The organism is Pseudarthrobacter sp. PS3-L1, assembly GCF_030063285.1.
GTDB lineage: Bacteria > Actinomycetota > Actinomycetes > Actinomycetales > Micrococcaceae > Arthrobacter.
On record NZ_JASISU010000004.1, the window covers coordinates 375417 to 398149 of the forward strand.

17 protein-coding genes, 2 tRNA genes and 1 pseudogene are annotated in these 22733 nt (G+C 60.8%); 12 read left to right on the forward strand and 8 right to left on the reverse strand.

Annotated features, from left to right (window positions below; translation table 11 throughout):
* Nucleotides 1-77: 77 nt before the first annotated feature.
* The 4 genes from QMG79_RS13045 (at nt 78) to QMG79_RS13060 (ending at nt 4597) form a co-directional block, all read left to right on the forward strand.
* Nucleotides 78-3056 carry a UPF0182 family membrane protein gene (locus QMG79_RS13045; protein WP_283539021.1) on the forward strand — a complete coding sequence of 993 codons (2979 nt, stop codon included), beginning with the start codon at nt 78-80 and terminating at the stop codon, nt 3054-3056.
* 195 nt (nt 3057-3251) lie between these two features.
* Nucleotides 3252-3328, forward strand: a tRNA-Met gene (locus QMG79_RS13050).
* Nucleotides 3329-3448: 120 nt separating this feature from the next.
* Nucleotides 3449-3525, forward strand: a tRNA-Met gene (locus QMG79_RS13055).
* A 139-nt stretch (nt 3526-3664) separates the two neighbouring features.
* Nucleotides 3665-4597, forward strand: coding sequence for a cytochrome b/b6 domain-containing protein (locus tag QMG79_RS13060; protein ID WP_283539022.1), 933 nt, complete (start codon nt 3665-3667; stop codon nt 4595-4597).
* Nucleotides 4598-4600: 3 nt separating this feature from the next.
* On the opposite strand, the gene QMG79_RS13065 is transcribed toward QMG79_RS13060, so the two are convergent.
* The 3 genes from QMG79_RS13065 to QMG79_RS13075 all read right to left on the reverse strand — a co-directional run bounded on the left by QMG79_RS13065 (nt 4601) and on the right by QMG79_RS13075 (nt 9168).
* Nucleotides 4601-6037, reverse strand: coding sequence for a cryptochrome/photolyase family protein (locus QMG79_RS13065; protein ID WP_283539023.1), 1437 nt, complete (start codon nt 6035-6037; stop codon nt 4601-4603).
* A gap of 174 nt (nt 6038-6211) precedes the next feature.
* The gene (locus QMG79_RS13070) at nt 6212-7000 is read right to left on the reverse strand and encodes a PspA/IM30 family protein (protein ID WP_283539024.1); all 789 of its coding nucleotides are present in this window, start codon (nt 6998-7000) and stop codon (nt 6212-6214) included.
* A gap of 131 nt (nt 7001-7131) precedes the next feature.
* Nucleotides 7132-9168, reverse strand: a complete 2037-nt coding sequence (locus QMG79_RS13075; RefSeq protein ID WP_283539025.1) for a TPM domain-containing protein — start codon at nt 9166-9168, stop codon at nt 7132-7134.
* Nucleotides 9169-9475: 307 nt separating this feature from the next.
* Here QMG79_RS13075 and QMG79_RS13080 point away from each other — a divergent pair, with 307 nt between their 5' ends.
* From QMG79_RS13080 to QMG79_RS13095, 4 genes are all read left to right on the forward strand, one after another.
* Nucleotides 9476-11149, forward strand: coding sequence for a trypsin-like peptidase domain-containing protein (locus QMG79_RS13080; RefSeq protein WP_283539026.1), 1674 nt, complete (start codon nt 9476-9478; stop codon nt 11147-11149).
* Nucleotides 11150-11390: 241 nt separating this feature from the next.
* The gene (locus QMG79_RS13085) at nt 11391-12203 is read left to right on the forward strand and encodes an electron transfer flavoprotein subunit beta/FixA family protein (protein WP_283539027.1); all 813 of its coding nucleotides are present in this window, start codon (nt 11391-11393) and stop codon (nt 12201-12203) included.
* Between the two features lie 15 nt (nt 12204-12218).
* Nucleotides 12219-13169 (forward strand): electron transfer flavoprotein subunit alpha/FixB family protein, encoded by a 951-nt coding sequence (locus tag QMG79_RS13090; protein ID WP_283539028.1) that lies wholly within the window; start codon nt 12219-12221, stop codon nt 13167-13169.
* Between the two features lie 3 nt (nt 13170-13172).
* A complete protein-coding gene (locus QMG79_RS13095) occupies nt 13173-13952 on the forward strand; it encodes a PIG-L deacetylase family protein (RefSeq protein ID WP_283539029.1) in 780 nt (259 codons plus the stop codon).
* A 73-nt stretch (nt 13953-14025) separates the two neighbouring features.
* On the opposite strand, the pseudogene QMG79_RS13100 reads toward QMG79_RS13095, so the two are convergent.
* The 5 genes and pseudogenes from QMG79_RS13100 to QMG79_RS13120 form a co-directional block, all read right to left on the reverse strand.
* Nucleotides 14026-14127: pseudogene (locus QMG79_RS13100) on the reverse strand (electron transfer flavoprotein subunit beta); the annotation flags it as partial.
* Between the two features lie 32 nt (nt 14128-14159).
* On the reverse strand, nt 14160-15059 hold the full coding sequence (locus QMG79_RS13105; RefSeq protein WP_283539030.1) for an anti-sigma factor: 900 nt from the start codon (nt 15057-15059) through the stop codon (nt 14160-14162).
* A gap of 1 nt (nt 15060) precedes the next feature.
* Entirely contained in the window at nt 15061-15666 is a 606-nt protein-coding gene (gene sigK, locus QMG79_RS13110) for an ECF RNA polymerase sigma factor SigK (RefSeq protein ID WP_283539031.1), read from the reverse strand.
* A 195-nt stretch (nt 15667-15861) separates the two neighbouring features.
* Complete coding sequence (locus tag QMG79_RS13115; RefSeq protein WP_283539032.1) at nt 15862-16335, reverse strand: tRNA (cytidine(34)-2'-O)-methyltransferase; 474 nt, start codon at nt 16333-16335, stop codon at nt 15862-15864.
* A gap of 53 nt (nt 16336-16388) precedes the next feature.
* Nucleotides 16389-17345, reverse strand: a complete 957-nt coding sequence (locus tag QMG79_RS13120) for a J domain-containing protein (protein WP_283539033.1) — start codon at nt 17343-17345, stop codon at nt 16389-16391.
* Nucleotides 17346-17619: 274 nt separating this feature from the next.
* Here QMG79_RS13120 and QMG79_RS13125 point away from each other — a divergent pair, with 274 nt between their 5' ends.
* From QMG79_RS13125 to QMG79_RS13140, 4 genes are all read left to right on the forward strand, one after another.
* Nucleotides 17620-18324, forward strand: a complete 705-nt coding sequence (locus QMG79_RS13125) for a hypothetical protein (RefSeq protein WP_283539034.1) — start codon at nt 17620-17622, stop codon at nt 18322-18324.
* 19 nt (nt 18325-18343) lie between these two features.
* Entirely contained in the window at nt 18344-19564 is a 1221-nt protein-coding gene (locus QMG79_RS13130; RefSeq protein WP_283539035.1) for a cysteine desulfurase family protein, read from the forward strand.
* A gap of 125 nt (nt 19565-19689) precedes the next feature.
* A complete protein-coding gene (gene mnmA, locus QMG79_RS13135; protein WP_283539036.1) occupies nt 19690-20826 on the forward strand; it encodes a tRNA 2-thiouridine(34) synthase MnmA in 1137 nt (378 codons plus the stop codon).
* A gap of 192 nt (nt 20827-21018) precedes the next feature.
* On the forward strand, nt 21019-22650 hold the full coding sequence (locus QMG79_RS13140; protein WP_283539037.1) for an ABC transporter substrate-binding protein: 1632 nt from the start codon (nt 21019-21021) through the stop codon (nt 22648-22650).
* The last annotated feature ends 83 nt before the right edge of the window (nt 22651-22733 follow it).

Below are 22733 nucleotides of genomic sequence, written 5' to 3' on the forward strand. Positions count from 1 at the left end.
AGTCCCGGCATCGGCCGTTATAAGCGCACGCACGCAATGACATGTAAATAGACACGACCAGCTATGAGGTACCCAGTTTGTCCCGTCCTGCAAGCACCACCCCGCCCGGAAGACCCCAAGCGAGACGTGGTGCCCTGACGCCCACGCTGATCGTCGTCGCCCTCGTTGTGGTTGGTTTTATCTTCTTTGCCAATATCTGGACCGACATCATGTGGTACCAGCAGTTGGGCTTCATTGAAGTATTCCTGACCGAAAACCTCTCACGCATAGCCATCTTCGTCGCTGGCTTCGCGCTTATGTTCATCGCAGTGTTCTTCTCGATCCGGATCGCTTACCGCTCACGCCCGGTGTACGCCCCAGATTCGGATGTCCGGGACAACCTCGACCGCTACCAGGCACAGCTGGAGCCGGTCCGTCGCGTCGTGATGATCGGTCTTCCTGTGCTGTTCGGCCTGTTCGCCGGCAGCGCTGCGGCGAGCCAGTGGCAGCGCGTGCTGCTCTTCTTCAACCAGGAGTCTTTCGGGCAGACAGATCCACAGTTCAATATGGACATCAGCTTCTACGTGATGACCCTGCCGTTCCTCGGATTTGTCACAGGGTTCCTCATCAGCATTGTGGTGGTTGCCGGTATTGCTGGCATCCTGACCCACTATCTGTACGGCAGTATCCGGTTGATGGAACGGGGGGTCTACACGGCCCGGGCCGCCCAGATCCACATTGCCGTCATTGGCGCTACCTTCTTGGTGCTGTTGGCCGTCAACTTCTGGTTGGATCGCTACACCACCGTCCAGAACAACAGTGGGCGCTGGGCCGGAGCGCTTTATACAGATGTCAACGCAGTTATCCCCACCAAAGCTATTCTTGCGGTGGCAGCGATCCTGGTAGCTGTTCTTTTTGTCGTTGCCGCTGTCATCGGCAAATGGCGCCTTCCTGTCATCGGTACTGCAATGCTGGTCATTACCTCAATCCTTGCCGGTGGAGTTTACCCGTGGGTCATCCAGCAGTTCCAGGTTGGCCCGTCAGAGCAGACACTTGAGCGCGAGTTCATCCAGCGCAACATCGACTCCACCCGAGCAGCCTATGGCCTGGACCAGATCCAGGAAGATCGCTACGACGCGACCACCACGGCCACGTCTGGTGCCCTGGCCCCGGATGCACAGACTACGGCGAATATCCGCCTTTTGGACCCCAACCTGATCTCTGATGCATTCCGGCAGCTTGAGCAGTACAGGCCGTATTACCAGTTCCCGGAGACCCTTAATGTCGACAGGTATGAAATCGATGGCAAGGTCCAGGACACGGTCATTGCGGTCCGTGAACTCAACCCGGACAACCTCAGCTCCAACCAGCAATCGTGGTTGAACCGGCATGTGGTCTACACCCACGGCTACGGCGTTGTTGCGGCCAAGGGTAACAAGTTCACGTCGGATGGAAAGCCCGATTTCCTGCAGTCAGGGATTCCATCCAATGGTGTCCTCGGCGACGACTCCACGTATGAGCCCCGAATCTACTTCGGTGAAAACTCGCCCGAATACTCGATTGTTGGTGCCCCAGATGGTGCTCCGAACCGCGAGCAGGACAGGCCAGCCGGTGAGAACACGGATGCCGAGACGCAGTACACCTTCAGTGGCAACGGTGGACCCAACGTTGGCAGCTTCTTCAACAAGCTGCTGTACTCGATCAAATTCCAGTCATCAGACCTGCTGCTGTCCGACGGCGTAAATCCTGAGTCGCAGATCCTTTACGAACGTGATCCCCGCGAACGCATTCAGAAGGTCGCTCCGTACCTGACGGTGGACGGCAATGCCTACCCGGCAATCGTTGATGGTCGCGTCAAATGGATTGTGGATGGCTACACAACCAGCCAGTACTACCCGTATTCCCAGCAGCAGCAGCTGTCGAACGCCATCACTGACTCCACCACGGCTGCAGGCCGCACTCCGGCGGTGCCCAATAGCACGGTCAATTACATTCGCAACTCTGTAAAGGCAACAGTTGATGCGTACGACGGCTCCGTAACCCTGTACGCCTGGGATGACCAGGACCCAATCCTGAAATCCTGGCAAAAGGTTTTCCCCACGTCCCTGAAGCCCTATTCGGAGATGTCCGGCGATGTCATGAGTCACGTCCGGTACCCGGAGGACTTCTTCAAGGTGCAGCGTGAACTTCTGGGGCGCTACCACGTAACGGATCCGATCAGCCTCTACAAGGGTGACGATGTCTGGAGTGTTCCGGCGGACCCCACGGTGGATACCAATGTGAAACAGCCCCCGTTCTACATGTCGTTGCAGATGCCGGACCAGGATCAGCCTGCGTTCCAGCTGACGTCTTCCTTCATTCCGCAGATCGTCGAGGGCAGTGCCCGTAACGTGCTGTACGGCTTCCTGGCAGCAGACTCCGACGCTGGCAATGTAGCAGGGGTCAAGGGCGACGGGTACGGAAAGCTTCGCCTGTTGCAGATTCCACCAGAAACACAGGTACCGGGACCCGGGCAGGCGCAGAACAAGTTCAACTCTGATCCCACCGTGTCCCAGGCGCTCAACCTCCTCCGCCAGGGCGCATCAGAGGTTCTCAACGGCAACTTGCTGACGCTTCCTGTGGGTGGTGGATTCCTGTATGTCCAGCCGGTCTACCTCAAGTCGACGGGTGAGACCTCCTACCCAACCCTGCAGAGGGTCCTTGTGGCCTTTGGCGACAAGATCGGGTTCGCGCCAACTCTTGATGAGGCACTGAATCAGTTGTTTGGTGGTGACTCAGGCGCTGCGGCGGGTGACTCCGACAACAACGGGCAAACACCGACAACGCCTGGTGAAACGCCAGCACCCGGATCAACTGATGCAAATGCCGAGCTCAAGACAGCGCTCAGCGAGGCCAATGCCGCAATTCAGGCCGGTCAGGCAGCCCTGGCTGCTGGGGACTTTGCGGCCTATGGAGAACAGCAGAACAAACTGTCCGCCGCACTGCAGAAAGCTATCGACGCCGAAGCCAAGGTCGCGGCGAGTTCAGGGGAGGCCCCGGCGGCCGAACCGTCGCCTTCGCCCAGCGCTGGCAGCTGATGTAGTCAATACCCGGGCTGCTGCAGCCCCCATGGCCCCCTGGGCTGGTGCGGACAAGTCCACGCCAGCCCAGGGGGCCGCTGTGTTTCTGAGGGGTGGCGTGGCTGAGGCGTTGCGGAAAAATGTGCAGGAGACACAGATCACGCACCCTCAATTTGGCCAGCCGTTTACCTGTTGGTAGTGTTGTTCTTGCGACGCGGGGTGGAGCAGTTCGGTAGCTCGCTGGGCTCATAACCCAGAGGTCACAGGTTCAAATCCTGTCCCCGCAACCACTGAGAAATGTCCCGGAATCCCATGCGGATTTCGGGACATTCTTGTTTCCGGCACCTTTCCGTCCGTTGCTGCTGACTGGTCGGGAGTCGCCGCAGAATGAGGTACAGTTGATCTTGCGACGCGGGGTGGAGCAGTTCGGTAGCTCGCTGGGCTCATAACCCAGAGGTCACAGGTTCAAATCCTGTCCCCGCAACCATCATGATGAAGACCCTGTTCGGCCAACGTGCCGGGCAGGGTTTTTTCGTTTCCACTGATAGTGGGAGTTCCTAGTATTCTCTATGGCAGAGTGCTGGTGCCGCCCATGGTCCTGGCATTGACAGGAGAAATGGTGCTTCATGGCTACGCCCACTAAAAAGTCCCGTGCCGGAGCTGTCCGGAAGTCCAGGCTGTACTGGGGTGTGCCGGTTGCCCTGGTAGGAGTCGTCCTGGTGGTGCTGCTGGCGCGCTGGCTTGTCGGTACACCCGCGGGGGAGTCGTTCCTCGCGGATTATCCGGGACAGTCCGAACTTCCTGCAGGCGCACCCGTGGGACTGCCTGCGTGGCTTGGCTGGCAGCATTTCCTCAACGGATTCCTGCTTCTCCTGATCATCAGGTCTGGCTGGCAGGTGCGCACCACGGCTCGTCCCAGTGGTCATTGGACCCGCAACAACAAGGGTTTCATCCGAACCAAGAATTCCCCCGCGACCATCACGCTCGAACTGTGGTTCCATCTTTTCCTCGATGTGCTGTGGATCCTCAACGGGCTGGTCTTTGCAGTCCTGATCTTCACGACGGGTCAATGGATGCGAATCGTACCCACCAGTTGGGATATTTTCCCCAATGCTGTCTCGGCGGCACTGCAGTACGCGTCGCTGGACTGGCCCACCGAAAACGGCTGGGTCAACTACAACGCCCTCCAACTCCTTAGCTACTTCCTGACAGTCTTCATAGCTGCGCCTCTTGCCTTCGCTACGGGTATCCGGATGTCCGGTGTCTGGCCTAAAAAAGCCCCGGCACTGAACCGTGCCTATCCACTTGAGCTGGCCCGGGCAGTCCATTACCCGGTCATGATCTACTTCGTCATCTTTATCGTCATTCACGTGTTCCTGGTGCTGGCTACCGGGGCGCTCAGGAACCTCAACCACATGTATGCTGCGTCAGACGGTGAAGGCCTGCTTGGACTCTGGATCTTCCTGGCATCCGTCGCGGTTATGGCGGGCGCTTGGTTCTTAGCCCGGCCAATCTTCCTGCGGCCCATTGCGGCGCTCATGGGGAAGGTTAGCCGCTAGGAGTCATTCCTTGATGCGGCTGTACGTTTCCAGGGCGCGTTCCCGCGACTCTGGAAGGGACACCAGGGGCTCGGCATAATCCGGGACTGCTGTGGGCTCTTTCCAGGGCTCGTGGATGGCTTTGTTGTCCAGGTGGGCAATCTCGGGGATGAAGCGCCGCAGGTAGTGACCGGCAGCATCAAACTTCTTGCTCTGTGTCACTGGGTTGAAGATGCGGAAGTAGGGCGAGGCGTCGGCCCCAGAGCCTGCGACCCACTGCCAGTTGGCGGGGTTGCTGGCGGAGTCCGCGTCCACCAGGGTGTCCCAGAACCACTGCTCACCTACTCGCCAGTCGACCAGCATGTTCTTGACCAGGAATGATGCAGCGGCCATGCGGACCCGGTTGTGCATCCAGCCTGTCTGCCACAGTTGTCGCATGCCTGCGTCAACCATGGGGAATCCCGTCTGGCCCTGCTGCCAGGCATGCAGTTCCTGGGGTGTTGGTTCCTCCCAGGCAAATGCGTCAAAGTCGGGACGGAAGTTCTTTGTTGCGAGTTCCGGGTTGTTGTAGAGCAATTGCCAGCAGAACTCGCGCCACCCAAGTTCAGATCGGTAAATTCCGACATCCGCAGGCGGGTGGTCAGGAAAACTGCGACGCAGGTGGTGCCACACCCGAAAAGGACTCACCTCGCCAAAACGAAGATAGGGGGAGAGCCGGCTGGTGCCCTCGGTGCCTGGGATGTTTCGGCCGGTACCGTAGTCCTCGACCGGGCCGTCCACGAAGTCCGCCAGTAGTCGATGCGCCGCGTCTTCGCCAGGCGTCCACGCGTCCGCTATCCCAGCGCTCCAGTCTGGCGAAGTGGGTAAGAGGCCCCAGCTTTCGAGGGCGTCGGTGGATGCGTGCTCCTGCGAGACCGACCTGGCCTGCTGGGGAAGGCTACCGGGTTTGTCCAAGGGCTCCCTGGGCTCGCCAGTTTCGAGGCAGGCGCGCCAGAAGGGTGTAAATACCCGGTAGGGCCCACCGCTGCCCGTACTTACGGTCCAGGGCTCGTGCAGGAGGTTGGCCTGGAAGCTTGTGGCCTCGATGCGGTTCCTGCCAGCCCACTCTTTGATGGCCGCGTCCAGGTGGCGCTCAGGGCCTCCATAGCGCCTATTCCAGAGCAGGTGCAAGGCTCCAGTTTCGGCGGCAAGGTCCTCGATGACCTGCGCGGCCGGGCCGCGTCGGAGGATCAGCGTCGAGCCGAGGCCCTTCAACGCAACCTGGAGTGAGGCCAGGGAATGGTGCAGCCACCAGCGGACCGCTCCGCCCAGGGGACGGATCCCTTCCGACTCCTCATCCAGGATGTACACCACCGTCAGGGGAAGCCCCAGCGAGACGGCACGGTCTAGGGCTGGATTGTCATCCAACCGGAGGTCGTCACGGAGCCAGACAATAACGGAGGATAGAGCTTCATCAGACATACTTCAACGCTACACGGCAATGGCCGGGTCCCTGGGGGACCCGGCCATTGCGGCGTGCATGCGGCATAGGAGAAAGCTATTGCGCGGGCACCACCAAGCCGCGGGATGCGCACGCCACGAACCTTGATCCCGGCCAAGCCTTGTGGGACCGACCAGAACGTCAGGACCTGTGACCTACAGCTTGTCGAATTCTGCCTCATCGACAGTGGAGGAGCTGTTCTGCCCGCTTCCAGCACCCAGCGCGGGCTTAGCACCACCGTTTTTGAGGGCGGCAAGGCGAGCTTCAATCTCAACCTGCTCGCCGAGGTCCTCAAGCTGGTTGAACTGTGCGTCAAGGCTCGAGGAAGCGAGCTCCTGCTGGCCCCGCACCTTTGCTTCTTCGCGACGGATCTTCTCTTCGAAGCGACCCACCTCGCTGGTGGGGTCCATGAAATCGAGGCTCTTGATGGCGTCGTTGACCTGGGTCTGAGCGGCTGCGGTCTTTGAGCGGGCCACCAGTTCATTGCGCTTGCTGGTGAGCTCGTTGAGCTTGCCCTTCATCTGGTCGAGCCCGGTCTTCAGTTTGCTGACGACCTCGGTCTGGGAGGCAATGTTTGGCTCAGCTGACCGGGCTTCATTTTCTGAAGCCATCTGGCGCTGGAGGGCTACCTTGGCGAGGTTGTCGAACTTTTGCGCATCAGCCGCATCGCCGCCAGAACGGTACTCGTCAGCTTTGCGTGAAGCCGCCAGAGCCTTGTTGCCCCAATCCTGGGCGTTCTTGATGTCTTCGTTGTAGTCATCCTCGAGCATGCGCAGGTTGCCAATGGTCTGCGCAACTGCGGACTCGGCTTCAGCGATGTTGTTGGTGTAGTCCCGGACCATTTGGTCGAGCATCTTCTGCGGGTCTTCAGCATTGTCGAGTATGGAGTTGATGTTTGCCTTCGCCAACTGTGCGATGCGGCCAAAGATGGACTGCTTAACCATGGTGTTGTTGCCTTTCGTCCTTCGTGATGTTGGTCAGTTCAAGTGTCGATGAGGTGTCTCGGCGCCTAGTGCGTCCACCCACTGCGGGGGTTGGTGCGGGATTGGTGTGCGCGGAATTGGCGTGGGAGCAGCTAGAAGTCGATGCCTCCGCCACCATCACCTCCCCAGCCGCCGCCGCCGAAGTCACCGCCTCCGCCACCGCCGCCGCCGAAGTCTCCGCCTCCCCAGCCGCCCCCGCCGCTATTAAAGATGGAGTTGATGAGGAGGCCCCCAAGGATGGCGCCGCCAAGGCCACTGCCGCCGCCACGCTGTCCGCCATACATCCCGCCGCCGAAGCCCTGGTTCTGACTGCCAAAACCTTCGACGTCGGACTGGGCCAGCTGGGCGGCCTGGGACGCAAGGGCGTGAGCCTGCTGGGCGTAAGTCAGTGCCGTAACGGGGTCCGTACGCGAGACTGACAGTGCGTAGTCGAGGTTTCGCTGAGACTCAGCAAGCCGGGTGCGGGCGTCGGTGCCAACCCCACCTCGACGGGCCGTGATGTAGTCCGATGTTGCACCAATCTGTGACTGGGCCGACATGATGGCCTGTTGGAGCGAGGCCTGGGCTCGACGTGACTGTTCCTGCTGGTTGCGAATACCCGTGAGGGACTCATCCAGCGCCGAATGCGCGGCTTCAACTCGCTGCAAGGTGGCTATCGGGTCAATTTTCCCACCCTCGATTTCGATTTTGACCTGGGCCAGGGCGGCTTCGACGCCTGCCGTGGGTCCGGTCAGCTCAGGGTGGGAACCAGAGGCGATCAGGGCTTTGGCCTGGGCCAGGTCCTGCGAGGTTTCCACAACGGCGCGTTCCAGGCCGGTCTTGGCCTCGTCAAGGTTGCTGGCCACCCTGTCAATGGCTCCCAGGAGGACTGTGCTCTGGTGAAGTCCTTCTTCGGCAGCCCGGACGGCCACTGCGGCTAGCCCTGCCTCGCCGGCGCTCAGCTGTTCCTGGGCTTTGCTGGAAGCGGTGCGGACAAAGTCCAGGCGCTCCTTTGCCTGCGAAATGTTGTCCTGTATCTGGATCAGCGCAGACTCGGCGTAGTTTGTCCGCAGCGTATCCAGAGTCTGTTCAGCCCTGGCAGCCTGGCTGTCGGCAGTGTTGACGCCCTTTGCGACTGCGGCCAATGCCTCTGGGGCGTTCTTCTCCAACTCTCGGAGGGAATCGAAATCGGCCTTCTGCTCATTGAGCGAGGCCAGGGCAGCATCAGAGCGCCGGATGATCTCCGTCAACCAGGTGCGCTGCTGCTCTTTGGTGTCCGGAATGTGGTCATCGAGCTGCTGCTGGAGCTTGAATGACTCGCTCATGTGTGCTTTTGCCGTTGTGAGGGCCTTGTTGAAGTTGCCAACTGCCGAATCCCCGTATTGAGCCTGGGCGAAGCCAAGCTCCTGTTCACTGGAATTGATGACGTTATCGACTTCAATGAGCATTGAGCCGCTTTTCCGTCGCAGTTCCTCCAGGCTTAGTCCTGCAAGGGGGTCCGAGCTGTCCTTTGTTTGCGAAGTGGACGACGAACCGTCCCGGGCAGCGTTCCTGCGGCGGTTGCGAAGGTAGAAAAACGTTCCGATTCCACCGGCGGCGACCACTCCCGCCCCAACGAGAACACCAGCGCCGGAGCCAGCTCCTTCCGTGAGTGTCCCGTTGCCGCCATCCGCGGCTTTCCCGAGTGCTGTGGCCGTGTCGATAGCCGCCTGCGCGTAGTCGGGGGTCGATCCCGAGAGCGGGGGACCGGTCACCTCAGACTGGATGGTGGTCCGTTGGGCCTCGGTGATTTTGCTGTCATTCGCAGTGCCGAGGTACAGCTGCCGTGTCCCTGACGCTATGGCGAGGATGGCTGAGTTCGAGCCGATCCCCGCGGTCTCTGCAACATCCGTTACCCAGGCCTTACGGTCAGTGGGGTTCGTAAAGGAGTCGACAATGACGACATGCAGGACAATGCCGTGGTCGCTGTTGAGTGCCTGGATTGCCTGCGATACCTCGCCCGTGCGGCTGCCAAGGGAGTTTGCAGTGTCCACTATTTTTGTCGTGGGATTCAGTGTGACTGGATCTTCTGCCCAGGCTGCGCCGCCCGGCACGATCAGCAGCCCGGCTAGGCCGATCCCGGCGATGAGACGTTTGAACTGTGACCGCATAACAACCCTTCAACACAAACGACGCCGACTCGGGACGAATCGGTGATCGCAGGAACCAGTGGCGCCCCAACGCGGTCAGAGCCGCAGGTCGCTGTGGCAGATATTCCTGATTCTATGGTGCATGGTTTTCCGCGTCCACAGGCCTGACTATGCCACCAGCGAAAAGCTGGCAGTGGCCAAGCCGGGGGCAGCTCAGCAATCTCCTCAGGCCGTTGGGTGGGCATTCAGGAAGCTCACAGCAAACGTTCGTTGCAGTTTCAGTCTGGCAGTCCATAGTTGATACCAGACAAGATCGAAAGGAAGTTCCATGACTGAGAACCCAACGCAGGGCGCAGGAACAAACGGCGAGGATCCGGAAAACCGGAATCAGTGGCGCCGCCCAGAGCCACAGCAGCCTCGGGCCGCGGCGGACCAGCCCACTGAGAGCAACCCTACCCAGGCCAATCCAACGGAAAGGCTTGAGCGCCAGGGCGGCTCAGCACATTCCGAACAGCTGGCCGATCCCCACAACGGGACGCGCGCCGTGCCTCCTGCCGCCCCCACCTATCCCGCCCACGAGCCGACTCACTCCGGAGCGTCCTTCACCCAGCCCCAACAGGCAGCGCCGACCCACCAATACGGTCAGGCGCCCCAGTACGGGCAGGCAGACGGATCAGGCCAGTACCAGCAAGGTCAGGCACCCCAGCAGGGGCCGGGCAACCAGTACGGCCAGCAACATCACTACGGCGCCACAGGGCTTGCGACAGCCCCGAACCCTGCGCACGCCCCCCGCAGGAAAGCCGCCTTCGGGGTCGGAACCCTCGTGGCAAGCATCCTGGCCGCTGGCCTGGTAGGTGGCGGTGTTGCAACAGTTGCCTCCGGGAACTGGTTCGCGGATCCGTCCACGGCGTCAGGCGGAAGCAGTAACAGCCAGCCCAGTTCAGTGATCGTCAACAACACAGACAGCGTCAATGCCATCACCGCCGCAGCGCAGAAAGCCTCACCCAGCGTTGTGACCATCAGTGCCAGCAGCGGGAGCGAGGGTGGAACTGGTTCTGGAATCGTCCTGGACGACCAGGGCCACATCCTGACCAACACCCACGTGGTGACCTTGGACGGTGCCACGGCCAACGCGACCCTTGAAGTCCGCACCAGTGATGGTCGTGTCCTGGCTGCGACTGTTGTTGGCATTGACCCGCTCTCCGACCTTGCCGTCATCAAGGTAGACAGCGGCTCTGGCCTCACACCAGCAACACTGGGGGATTCAGGCGCCCTCAATGTTGGCGACACGGCCATTGCAATCGGCTCGCCGCTGGGACTAACGGGCACCGTGACGGACGGCATTGTCTCGACATTGAACCGCACCATCAGCGTCGCCTCCTCGGCGGCACCCGAAGAGGGCGACAATACGCAGGGCAGTGACGAAGGTGGATTCCAATTCGCCCCTCCAGGCGGTGGCAACGCACCGTCGACGGCGAGCAAGGGATCGATTGCCATCAACGTCATCCAGACCGATGCGGCCATCAACCCAGGCAATTCAGGTGGCGCGCTGGTGAACTCCAAGGGAGAGATCATCGGGGTCAATGTGGCTATTGCTTCTGCCGGTTCGGATTCCAGTAGCACCAGCAGCGGTAACATCGGCGTCGGGTTCAGTATCCCCATCAACAACGCAAAGCGCGTTGCCCAGGAGATCATTGACACCGGTAAAGCCAGCCATGGGCAGCTTGGTGTCAGCGTCAGCCAGAAATCCTCCACGGACAGCAGTTCAGGCTTCTCTGTCGGCGCGGATGTTGCAAAGGTCGAGGAAGGCTCAGCCGCCGCCAACGCTGGCATCAAGGCTGGTGATGTCATCACCAAGTTCAACGACCTCACCATCAGTGATCCCAACCAGCTCACCGCCGCGGTCCGCGAACAGCCAGCCAACTCGAAGGTGAAGATTACTTTCACCCGGGGCTCCCAGGAGCAGACTGTTGACGTGACGCTCGGTGCTGCCGCTGAGTAGCACCGCCAGCCGGCACGAACGGACGCCATGAAACAACGACGGCGGTGTGGCACCTTAATGACGGTGCCACACCGCCGTCGTCGTCTCCGCGGCCGCGGCCGCCTGCTGACACGGTCGTTAACGGGACCTCGCCGCGTCTCAGCTATATGGTTAGCATGGAGCTGTCCGAACCCCGGACGTTTCAGGGCCAAGACCCCACCGGGCTGGCTGTCCATCCGCATGAAAGGCTGCTGTATCCACAGTGGGAGAGACATTAAAAATCATCGTCCTGGTCAAGCATGTCCCGGACACCCAGTTCGACAGGCACCTCAGTGGTCCCGCGAATTCCATCGATCGATCCGAGAGCATCCTCTCCGAGCTTGACGAGTACGCGTTGGAAGCGGCACTGCAACTTTCCGAGGCACGTGGCGGCGCCAAGGCCGGAAACCAGGTTATCGCCCTCAGCATGGGCCCGGCTGCTGCCGCCAATGCGGTCAAAAAATCCCTCCAGATCGGAGCCTCGGAAGGCGTCCATCTTACGGATGCGTCACTTGCCGGCTCGGATGCGGCCGCAACATCGCTGGCTCTTGCGGCAGCGATCAGGCATATCGGAGCTGAAGGCCAAGTGGATCTTGTCCTCACCGGGATGGCCTCCACGGACGGTGAAACGTCGCTTGTGCCGGCACAGCTGGCTGAGCGGCTGGGCCTCCCGCAGGTAACGTTTGCGTCTTCGTTGGAGATTAACGGATCAACGCTGACGGCGAGCCGAGACACGGATTCGCACTCCACCACAGTGGAAGCCACGTTGCCTGCTGTGGTGTCTGTGACAGACCAGATAAACGATCCGCGGTACCCCAATTTCAAGGGCATCATCGCAGCGAAACGAAAGACTGTAACAACCCTGAGCCTGGCAGACATCGGCCTTGATTCGGCGCAGGTGGGACAGTCAGGATCCTGGACCACGGTGGTCACCGCCGAGCCCCGACCACCCCGTACGGCTGGAACCATCATCACCGACGACGGCGACGCTGGCGTCAAGCTGGTGGATTTCCTCGCCGCCCGCAAACTGCTTTAGGAGGGGATAGATTTCATGGAAAAAGTACTCGTTTTCATCGATAGCCCAGCGGATTCCCTTAAGAAGACTTCGCAGGAACTTTTGACACTCGCTCAGTCCATGGGTCAGCCCGTGGCGGCCGTGGCCGGTGACCTTTCGCCGGCGGTGCGTTCTGAGCTTGGATCCTATGGGGTCGGGTCCATCGTCGTCGCAGCCGACGCACGGCTGGCGGACTTCGTTGTGGCTCCAAAGGCTGCGTTTTTGGCATCCGCAGCTACTGCATCAGGCGCCACCGTGGTTCTGGTGGAAAATTCACCCGAAGGTAAGGAAATCGCTGCCCGCACCGGAATCAGGCTCAACGCCGGCGTGATCACCGATGTCGTGTCGGTTGATGCTGACGGCACAGCCCACAAGTCAGTCTTGGCCGGGTCCTACACCACGGCGGCTCGCGTCAGCACGGCCATGACAGTTCTCACAGTGAAGGCCAACACGGTGACTGTGCGGGCGGTCGGAGGTGGTGAGCCAGAGACAGTCACTGTAGATGTTCCTGCCGATTCCTTTACTTCCGCAGCGCGAATCACCTCCCGCACGGGCAAGACCGCGAGTGGCCGTCCTGAACTTACAGATGCGCGTGTTGTTGTTGCTGGCGGCCGGGGCGTCGACGGCGATTTCGAGCCTATTGAACTGCTTGCAGATGCGCTGGGCGGCGCAGTCGGTGCCAGCCGGGCAGCAACCGATGCTGGGTGGATCAGCCATGATGCGCAGGTTGGCCAGACGGGAAAGACTGTTTCTCCAGAGCTGTACATCTCTGCAGGAATTTCGGGAGCCATCCAGCAAAAGGCAGGCATGCAGACGGCAAAAATCATTATTGCCGTCAATAAGGATGCTGATTCACCGGTATTCGAGATCGCGGATTTCGGCATTGTCGGCGACCTTCACACAGTGCTGCCGCAGGCTGCGGCCGAAATCCGGAAGCGGCAGGGCTGATTGGTGCCTGGCGAGGCCGTGACGGCGCGGAGCCCGTTCGATCCAGCTGTTCACAGGATTGGACGGGTCCTCTGTTTCACAGCCCACCCCGATGACGTTGATTTCGGTGCCGCCGGCACTGTTGCCTCGTGGACTGCAGCTGGAATCGATGTCAGCTACTGCATCATGACGGACGGAGACGCTGGCGGGTTTGATCCACAGAACCGGAGCGAGGTCACTGCGCAGCGGGTGGCCGAGCAGCAGGCGGCGGCTGCGTTGGTGGGTGTTACCGATCTCCACTTCTTGCACCAGCGAGATGGTTACCTGCAGCCTTCCGACGATGTCATCCGTGGTGTGGTGCGCCTCATCAGGGAGTTGCGTCCCGACGTCGTGCTGACCATGCATCCAGAACGTAACTGGGACCGCCTGCAGAAGAGCCACCCTGACCACCTGGCCGCGGGCGAGGCCGTGACAAGGGCTGTCTACCCTGCGGTGGAAAATCCGTTCGCGTTCCCAGAGCTGGCTGAAGCCGGGTTGGAAGCCTTCAAGGTGCCGTGGCTCTGGTTGATGGCTGGCCCCACAGAGCGGGAAAACCACTTTGTGGATGTCACAGGCCACGTGGAGGACAAACTCTCGGCGATCCACGTCCATGTCAGCCAGCATCCCGATATCCAGGGGATGGATCGCAGCGTTCGTACCATGCTGCTCCAGAATGGGGAACGTGCTGGACTGGAGCAGGGGCGCAGTGCCGAGGCATTCCACGTGGTTCGGGTCAACGGCCCCGCCACCATTGCGGGCTTCTGAGTAGGTAAGGGCGCATTTAATCCGCTGGGCTATCGATGAAAACGAGTACTTTTTCCATGAAATCTATCCCCTCCTACAGCAGTTTGCGGGCGGCGAGGAAATCCACCAGATTGACGCCAGCGTCGCCGTCGTCGGTGATGATGGTTCCAGCCGTACGGGGGGGGCCCCACTCTGCTGGGACTGCGATTTTGACGGTGAACCTGGATGTCAGGCAGTTCCCAAAGGTGCTGCGGCAATGGTCGGGAGCGTTGGGGCAGTCGATCCGCCTTCGGGTTCGACGGTGATTCCAAGCGCAGCTGCGGTGTGGATATTACGGACCACTGCCGGCTGGGTCAGCGCTTTGGCATCCATGAGACCCTGGGAAACCGGGGCGGAGCCGTCCTTGGGGATCAGCCACATCTGGTACACCATCCCCGCTGGCGGCGCAGAGACGTTGTCCATGCGAACCACCAAGGAGTCCTCGGAAGCGGAGACCAGCACTGTGGCCCTGCCACCACCTGATACGTCAACGGACGATTCCTGGACGTCGTCGGCCCGCACCACCTGGTTTAGGGGGTCATTCTGGTCAGCCACGTAGGCTCCGATGCCAACACCACCGAGTGCGATAACGGCAGCGGCCGCTACTCCGGCCATCCAGCGCCGGGGCCCAGTGATCCGGCGCCGTTCATTGCGCCTTTCCCGGGCTACGCTGAGGTCATCGAGGGGCTGTGATGGTTTAGTCCCCGGTTCTCCCACTGCGCTCTGTCCAGCGTCGGCCCTCGGGTGAGCACCCGTGGGTACGGAATGCAGTCCCGGCGGAGAAACAGTTTCTGCTGCGGGCAGTTGGCTGAGGATGCGGCTGAAAAGATCTGCCGGCGGCTCCTCTTCCACGATGAAGGACATGGTCAGGGTCTCACGGGCTTCCCTGACGCGTCGTTCAAACTCTTCGCGTTCTGCTGTGGGTGCGGACTCCAGGTACCGTTCGAGTGCTGCTTCGTCGACGACGTCCAAGGCGTGAAGCGCGAACAGTTCCGCGAGATCGACAGCTCTCCCAGCCAGAAGATCGGCGGCTACTGTGTCTCCAAACGAACCACGGGGACGGTTGCCGAAGGAATTACTTTCTGTCATTTCAGACCACCCCCAAACAGGATTTCAAGCGTATGAGTCCATCGCGGATGCGGGACTTGATGGTAGGTACTGCTGCATTGAGGCGCTCAGCCACCTCGCGGTAGGTGAGGCCACCGTAGTAGGCAAGCCGGACTGATTCTCGTTGTGTTTCAGTCAGGGTGTCGAGGCACTTGACGACTGCTTCTGCCTCAAGCTTGCTGTCAACCTCGGCGGATACGGAGTCGTGTTCGATGTCCTGGCTGTTGGCCCCGTAGCGGGCCTCCCTGTCAGTAGCAGATTGTGAGGACCGTACGCGGTCTACTGCCCTCCGGTGGGCAATGGTCATCAGCCATGCAAGGGGGCTACCAGCCTGCGGATTAAACTTGCCTGCGTTCTGCCACACCTGAATGAAGACTTCCTGCGTTGTGTCCTCGCTGAGTTCAGGATCAATCAGGACGCGTCTTGCCATACCAAATACCCTGCGGGACGTCAGTTCGTAGAACTCCGCGAACGCAGCCTGGTCGGCAACGGCAATCAGTTCCAGAAGGGCAGCCAGTTTTTTATTGGTGTCCTCGCGGGAGTCAGCCGCCGGTGGGGCCTGGATGTCTGGTGCAATTGGTTTTTCCATCACCCCTGAGCATATCGGTCCCTGGCTGAGGCGCAGGGGTGACCCGCTGACGATTGACTCAGGATGCATATTTCTGCTTCCTGGACGCCGATCTACCTGCAATGTACTCACCTGCCGCTCCTCACCTCTCGGGAATGTTCTCAAAAGGTTATTCGGGGCAGGATCAGCGGTGGATGGGCTGCTGGCTCACAATTTTCAGGGCACCATCTGGGCGCCGGTAAAACCCTGCTGGCGCCACGCTTCAAACACGGCGATAGAGGCTGCATTTGCGAGGTTCAAAGACCGCAGGGCAGGAAGCATGGGGAGCCGGACCCTGGCCGTGACACGGGGGTCGTTTTTGACATTGGCGGGCAGGCCTGTCGATTCCCGACCGAACATGAGGACGTCATTGGGCTTGTACTGCACGTCCGTGTAGGGGACTGTGCCGTCAGAAGTGAAAGCAAACACGCGCTCGGGAGCGAGGGCTTCCCATGCTGCCTCCAAGGTGGCATGGACTGTCACCACAGCGAGGTCGTGGTAGTCGAGTCCAGCACGCCTGAGTTTGGCGTCCGAAAAGTCAAACCCAAGCGGCTCCACCAGGTGCAGTTGCGCGCCGGTGATTGCCGCCAGTCGAATGGCATTGCCCGTATTGCCGGGAATTTCAGGGGTATGGAAAAGGATTCTGAACACTCTTCAATGCTACCCGCGGCCGCGTCGCGTCCGCTGTCGTCGCAGATGCAGCCTCAGTGCATTCCCCGGAGCAGCCTGGCCAAGACAGCAATGTTGACGGTGTTGGGCGCCGGTCCCGACGCGAGGAACTGTTTCAGGCCCCGCGTCAACCCAGCGGCATTGACGATTTCGAGGCCCACTGTGTCAGGTGCTGCCCGTGGATGCTGGTCGATCACGGGTTCATGGGGATTGTTGCCATAACTGTGAAGCACAGTCCAGCCCGTCACATTGAGCTCAGGGAAAATCTCCTGCATGGCCCGGACTGTCGGGGCCAGATCTGGTGGAAGGACCGAGCGGCCGCCATGGTTGAGAGTCCGCCCATTCCAGGAATAGGCACCCTTGGGAAGCAGCATGGAGCTCACCAAAGCCATCCGGTAGCCGGAAAGGACTATGTGATCAATGTGGGAGTTGTCGGCGGGGGACTGCAGCCCGTTGATCAGGCGGGCGGCTGGAATGGCCGTAAGAACTTGCCTGCTGATCAGGTGCACGGTAAGAAGCTCCCGCTGGATCCGTGCTTCAGCACCGAAAATTCCACGTTTCCGCGGGACGCCGTGAACCTGCTGTACTGCCTGGGACCAGGGGATCAGCGGCACCTCGCTGGCGCTTCCGTCGGGGTCTGAGGCATAGGGCGGCACATATACTGGTTCGTCTGCAGCTGTGCTTCGCGGCGCGTTGGGGCGGTGAACTGTCGACGATGCGCGGGTTCCGGCTGCTGGTGCGTCAAAGGTAGCGCCGCTGGACTCTGATTCTGTCCTGGAACCACCGGCATAGGATCTGTCGTAGGCCCGGCGGAGCGCTGGATCCTTGAGGGTCTCATACGCCGCCGTTACCCGCCTGAAAGCTGCGGCGTCCCCGCCCTGGTCCGGGTGCGACAGGCGGGCAGCCCGCCGGTAGGCAACCTTGATCTCCTGATCCGTAGCTGTCACTGCCACGCGCAGGACCTGGTAGTGGGAGCTGCTGCTCTCGGTCAAACACTTATCCTTTTCCTGGTGTGGCCCATCAGGCTGCAAAACCCTTCCAGGCAACTTTAACGTTCATCCTTGACCAACGAGAACCAGGCCCCTAAGGGTTCCCGCACCAGGACAACGTCACAGAGCGGCATGCCGGATCACCATCCCAGTGGCGACCTCACACGGTGACGGTGCGCAACGGCACGGTCTAGACTTCTGAGCGCGGTACTGACTCCTTCGAGGAGTGGTTGTGCCACACGCCAGACGAGAATTTTCCGACCCCCGGGAGTAAGCGATGGACCGACGCCCTGGTGTGTTGTCATGGCTCACCACCAACTTTCCCTGGCGTCTCGCCGCAGGGGCGGCTTTGCTGCCGGTACTGGCCGGGGTGGGTGGTTGCAGCGTGGAGGTGCGCGACCCCTCTGCCGTGTCGGGCGCGCCGTCGACACCCATGTTCGCTACGCCCACCATTACCCCAGGGCACGACGCCGCGGCTGTCGCGGCCGCAGACATGACGTTCGTCGCCGGTGCCAGCTTGGCAGCTGGGGTGCCCATCGCCATTTCACGCGGACTCGAGGAGGAGCCGGGCTGGATCCTTGCCCCTGCCGGGGAAGCTGCTGAGGCCCAGTACAGCAATGAGGCGGGGTGTGTGGTCGCGACACGGGAAGCTACCGGGCAGTGGCCGCTGGTGCGTGCTGATGACCGGGAGTCCACCGCCGCACTTTTCACCTACCTCGACCCAACAATCCTGCCGGCGTATCTCACGGCCGCCACGCTCCGCTGGGGCACTGACCCAGACAAGCCAAGCCGGTCCGTAGATGTCCTGGAACTTGACCGACCGGCGGCTCCAGGGGAACCCGCGACAGTTATCATGGCGCGGGTCTTCGGGCTGGCTGGCTCCAGCGTCTACGTGTCGGTATCCTGCGCCGATCCGGCAGCCCTGCCAGCTGCCCGGACAGCAGTCGAGGAGCGACTCCTGATTGAGCCCCCGTCGTCCTGATGGCCGGTAGAATTGGGAGGTGTCCGTTTACCTCGATCATGCTGCCACCACCAGTCTCGCTCCTGCTGCCCTTGCTGCATTGACGAGGGAACTTACCCGGACGGGCAACCCGTCCTCGCTGCACAGTGCTGGCCGCAGGGCCCGGAGATCAGTTGAGGATGCCAGGGAAATCCTTGCTGCGGCGGCGGGAGCGCATCCTTCAGAGGTAATCTTCACGTCGGGCGGCACCGAGGCCGACAACCTCGCGGTCAAGGGGCTCTTCTGGTCCCGACGGGAAGCGGTCCCGCAGCGCACCCGCATCCTGTGTTCCGCCGTCGAACACCACGCTGTCCTGGACACCGTTGAGTGGTTGGAACGCCACGAGGGTGCCGACGTGACATGGCTGCCAGTTGACGCCGAGGGACTGGTCAGTGTTGCTGCGCTTGAGCAGGAGTTGGCTCGGGAGCCGGAGAATATTGCTCTGGTCACTGTGATGTGGGCAAACAATGAGGTGGGGACCATCCAGCCCATCCAACGGATCGTCGAGCTTGCCCATGCAGTAGGGGTGCCAGTCCATTCCGACGCAGTTCAGGCCTTCGGCTCGCTGCCCATCAGTTTCCGGGAGTCGGGCCTGGACGCCATGGCCGTATCAGGGCACAAGATTGGTGGACCGGTGGGAGTTGGCGCACTCTTCCTAGGCAGGGCAGTGACGTTGACTCCCGTCCAGCATGGCGGCGGCCAGGAACGCGACGTGCGATCAGGAACCCTCGATACTGCCTCGATTGTTGCCTTCGCGGCAGCTGCGCAGGCGGCCGTTGAGAACCTCGACGTCGAGACAGTCCGGGTTTCAGCGCTCCGGGACCGGCTCATTGCTGGTGTCCTGGAAGCAGTCCCAGCCGCTGTCCTCCGCGGTGCAGAAGGCACAGGACGCCTCCCCGGTAACGCGCACTTTACTTTCCCCGGCTGTGAAGGAGATTCGTTGCTGTTCCTCCTGGATCTTGTGGGCATCGAATCATCTACCGGGTCCGCATGTACAGCTGGTGTGCCCAGGCCCTCCCACGTGCTCCTGGCGGCAGGGCTCGATGAGGACACAGCCCGGGGAGCCCAGCGTTTCAGCCTCGGACACAGCAGCACGGACGCGGACGTTGATACGCTCCTGGCAGAGCTTCCGGCTGCCTATGGCCGAGCCCGTGGCGCAGGAATGGCGGGACACGAATCGAGTATCCAAACGGCTGGAACCATCGCCCGCAGGGGACTCTGACCCCCTAGAAGACGTCGACCTGCCGGGGACGGCGCCGATCCGCTGGGACTCGGCGTGTCACGGTGAAGCGGCGTACACTGGAAATTTGGGCGATTCGTCCACACCTACCCCAACAGAAAGTCAGTATGCGTGTTCTTGCAGCCATGAGCGGCGGAGTTGACTCCGCTGTCGCCGCAGCCCGTGCCGTTGAAGCCGGCCACGACGTCGTTGGAGTCCACCTTGCGCTCTCGCGAATGCCGGGCACGCTCAGGACTGGCAGCCGCGGCTGCTGCACCATCGAGGACTCCCGCGACGCCTGGCGCGCGTGCGACGTCCTGGGGATCCCCTACTATGTGTGGGATTTTTCCGAGCGGTTCAAGGAAGACGTCGTCCAGGACTTCATCGATGAATACGCGGCTGGCCGAACACCCAATCCGTGCATGCGATGCAACGAACGGATCAAATTTGCCGCACTTCTGGAGAAGGCAATTGCGCTGGGTTTTGACGCTGTGTGTACAGGCCACTACGCCAAGGTCATCCAGGACCAGGATGGTAACCCGGAGTTGCACCGAGCTGCGGACTGGGCCAAGGACCAGAGTTACGTCCTGGGAGTACTCACCCACGAGCAGCTTAAGCATTCAATGTTTCCCCTCGCCGAGACGCCGTCCAAAGCTGAGGTGCGGGCCGAAGCAGAGCGCCGCGGACTTTCGGTAGCCAACAAGCCGGACAGCCATGACATTTGCTTCATTCCCGACGGCGACACAGCTGGCTGGCTTGCCGAGAAAATCGACATGACCACGGGCGACATCGTTGACGAAACCGGGTCCAAGGTGGGCGAACACCCAGGGGCCAACGCTTTCACCGTTGGACAGCGTCGTGGCCTGAAGCTGGGTACCCCGGCCGCGGACGGTAAGCCGAGATTTGTACTGGAGATCAGGCCCAAAGAAAACAAAGTCATTGTTGGACCCGAGGCCCTCCTTGCCATGGACGAGATTCGCGGAATCAAAGTCTCATGGGCTGGATTGCCCATCTCCGAGGTTGCCTCCGGGCAGGAGTTCGACTGCTTTGCCCAAGTTCGGGCCCATGGGGATCCGGTGCCGGCAACAGCCCACATGGAACCCCTGGACGGGGCCGCCCCCACCCTGGTGGTGCGGTTGCTGGAGCCATTGCGTGGTGTTGCTCCGGGTCAGACGGTGGTGCTCTATCAGGGCACGCGGGTCTTGGGCCAAGCCACCATCGACACTGCGCGCTCGCTGCAGCGTACCGACGTCCAGGGCCGGTAAAAACACGGAGAACAGCTCCATTTGAGCCCCGTTGTGTCACCTTCGCATAAACATTGTGGGCAAAATCACAGAATAGTGCGTTTTAGGGCGTAACTATCTGGTTGAATCTTGGCATCACGTCAGCGTTTCGCCGATGAGAGCTGCATCACCTGCAGCTGGCGAATCCTGTCTCATCGAACAGAAAGCTCCCCGATGACCAAGAACAGCAAGATCTTCCATGGCGCCATTGCGCTCGCCGGCGTATCGGCACTTGCCCTCACCGCCTGTACTGGCCCAACTGGTGGATCAACAGCCACGGACTCCGCCGCTGGAAGCACCATCTCCTACGGCACCACGGACAAGGTGGTTACCCTGGACCCTGCTGGTTCCTATGACGCTGGTTCGTTCATGCTGATGAACCAGATATATCCCTTCCTGATGAACTCGAAGCCAGGGACAGCAGATTCAAGCCCGGACATCGCCGAGTCCGCTTCTTTCACGTCGCCCACCGAATACACGGTCAAACTCAAATCCGGACTGACCTTCGCCAATGAGCACAAACTGACATCCTCGGATGTGAAATTCTCGATCGACCGAATTCTTGCCATCAATGATGACAACGGTCCTGCGTCACTGCTGGGCAATCTTGACTCTGTTGCCGCGCCCGATGAGACGACAGTTGTTTTTACCCTCAAAGAGGGCAACGACCAGGTCTTCCCCGGCGTCCTTGCTGCCAACAGCGGACCCATCATCGACGAGGAGGTCTTCCCGGCGGACAAATTGATGGACGACGACGCGATTGTGGCCGCCAAGCCGTTCGCAGGCCAGTACACGATCGAAAGCTACAAGAAGAACGAACTGGTCAGCCTCGTTGCCAACCCCGTCTACAACGGACTGCTGGGCAAACCAGCAAACGGTGGGGCCACCATCAAGTACTACGCAGATTCCACCAACCTTAAACTCGATGTCCAGCAGGGCAATATCGACGTTGCCGGCCGCAGCCTGACCGCAACGGACGCGGAAGACCTCGCGCAGGATTCAAAGGTCTCCGTCTACAAGGGGCCCGGTGGCGAACTCCGCTACATCGTCTTCAACTTCGACACCATGCCGTTCGGGGCAAAAACCCCTGAAGCTGATCCGGCGAAGGCCCTCGCAGTCCGACAGGCGATGGCAAACCTGGTGGACCGTGAAGCTATTGCCAACGATGTCTACAAGGGCACGTATCTGCCCGCATACTCCGTGGTACCGGAAGGTTTTGTGGGCGCCGTCACCCCGCTCAAGGACATGTACGGTGACGGCAACGGCATGCCCAGCCTGGACAAGGCCAAAAAGGCATTCAGTGATGCTGGCATCGCCGGTCCCGTGAATCTTAAGCTGCAGTACAACCCGGACCACTACGGCAAATCCTCCGGAGATGAGTACGCCAAGATCAAGGAGCAGCTCGAAAAGTCGGAGCTCTTCACCGTTGACCTGCAGTCCACCGAATGGGTCACCTATTCAAAGGACCGTACCGCTGACGTCTACCCGGTCTACCAGCTGGGCTGGTTCCCCGACTACTCAGACGCCGACAACTACCTGACGCCGTTTTTTGTGCCAGGGAACTTCCTCAAGAACCACTATGAGAACTCCAGCGTTACCGATCTGATCAAGAAGCAGCTCACCACTGTGGACAAGACCGAGCGCGAGAAAATCCTTGGCGAGGCGCAGACCAAGGTTGCTGAAGACCTCTCCACGCTGCCCCTTTTGCAGGGCGCACAGCTGATGGTGGCAGGCAAGGATGTGAAGGGTGTTGACCAGACCCTTGACGCATCCTTCAAGACACGACTTGGTCTGATTTCCAAGTAATTACCCATCTGGTCCAAGGCACGGGAGGCGGACGCCAGCACGGCGTCCTGCCTCCCGTGCTGCTGACCAAGCACCCCTTTCCC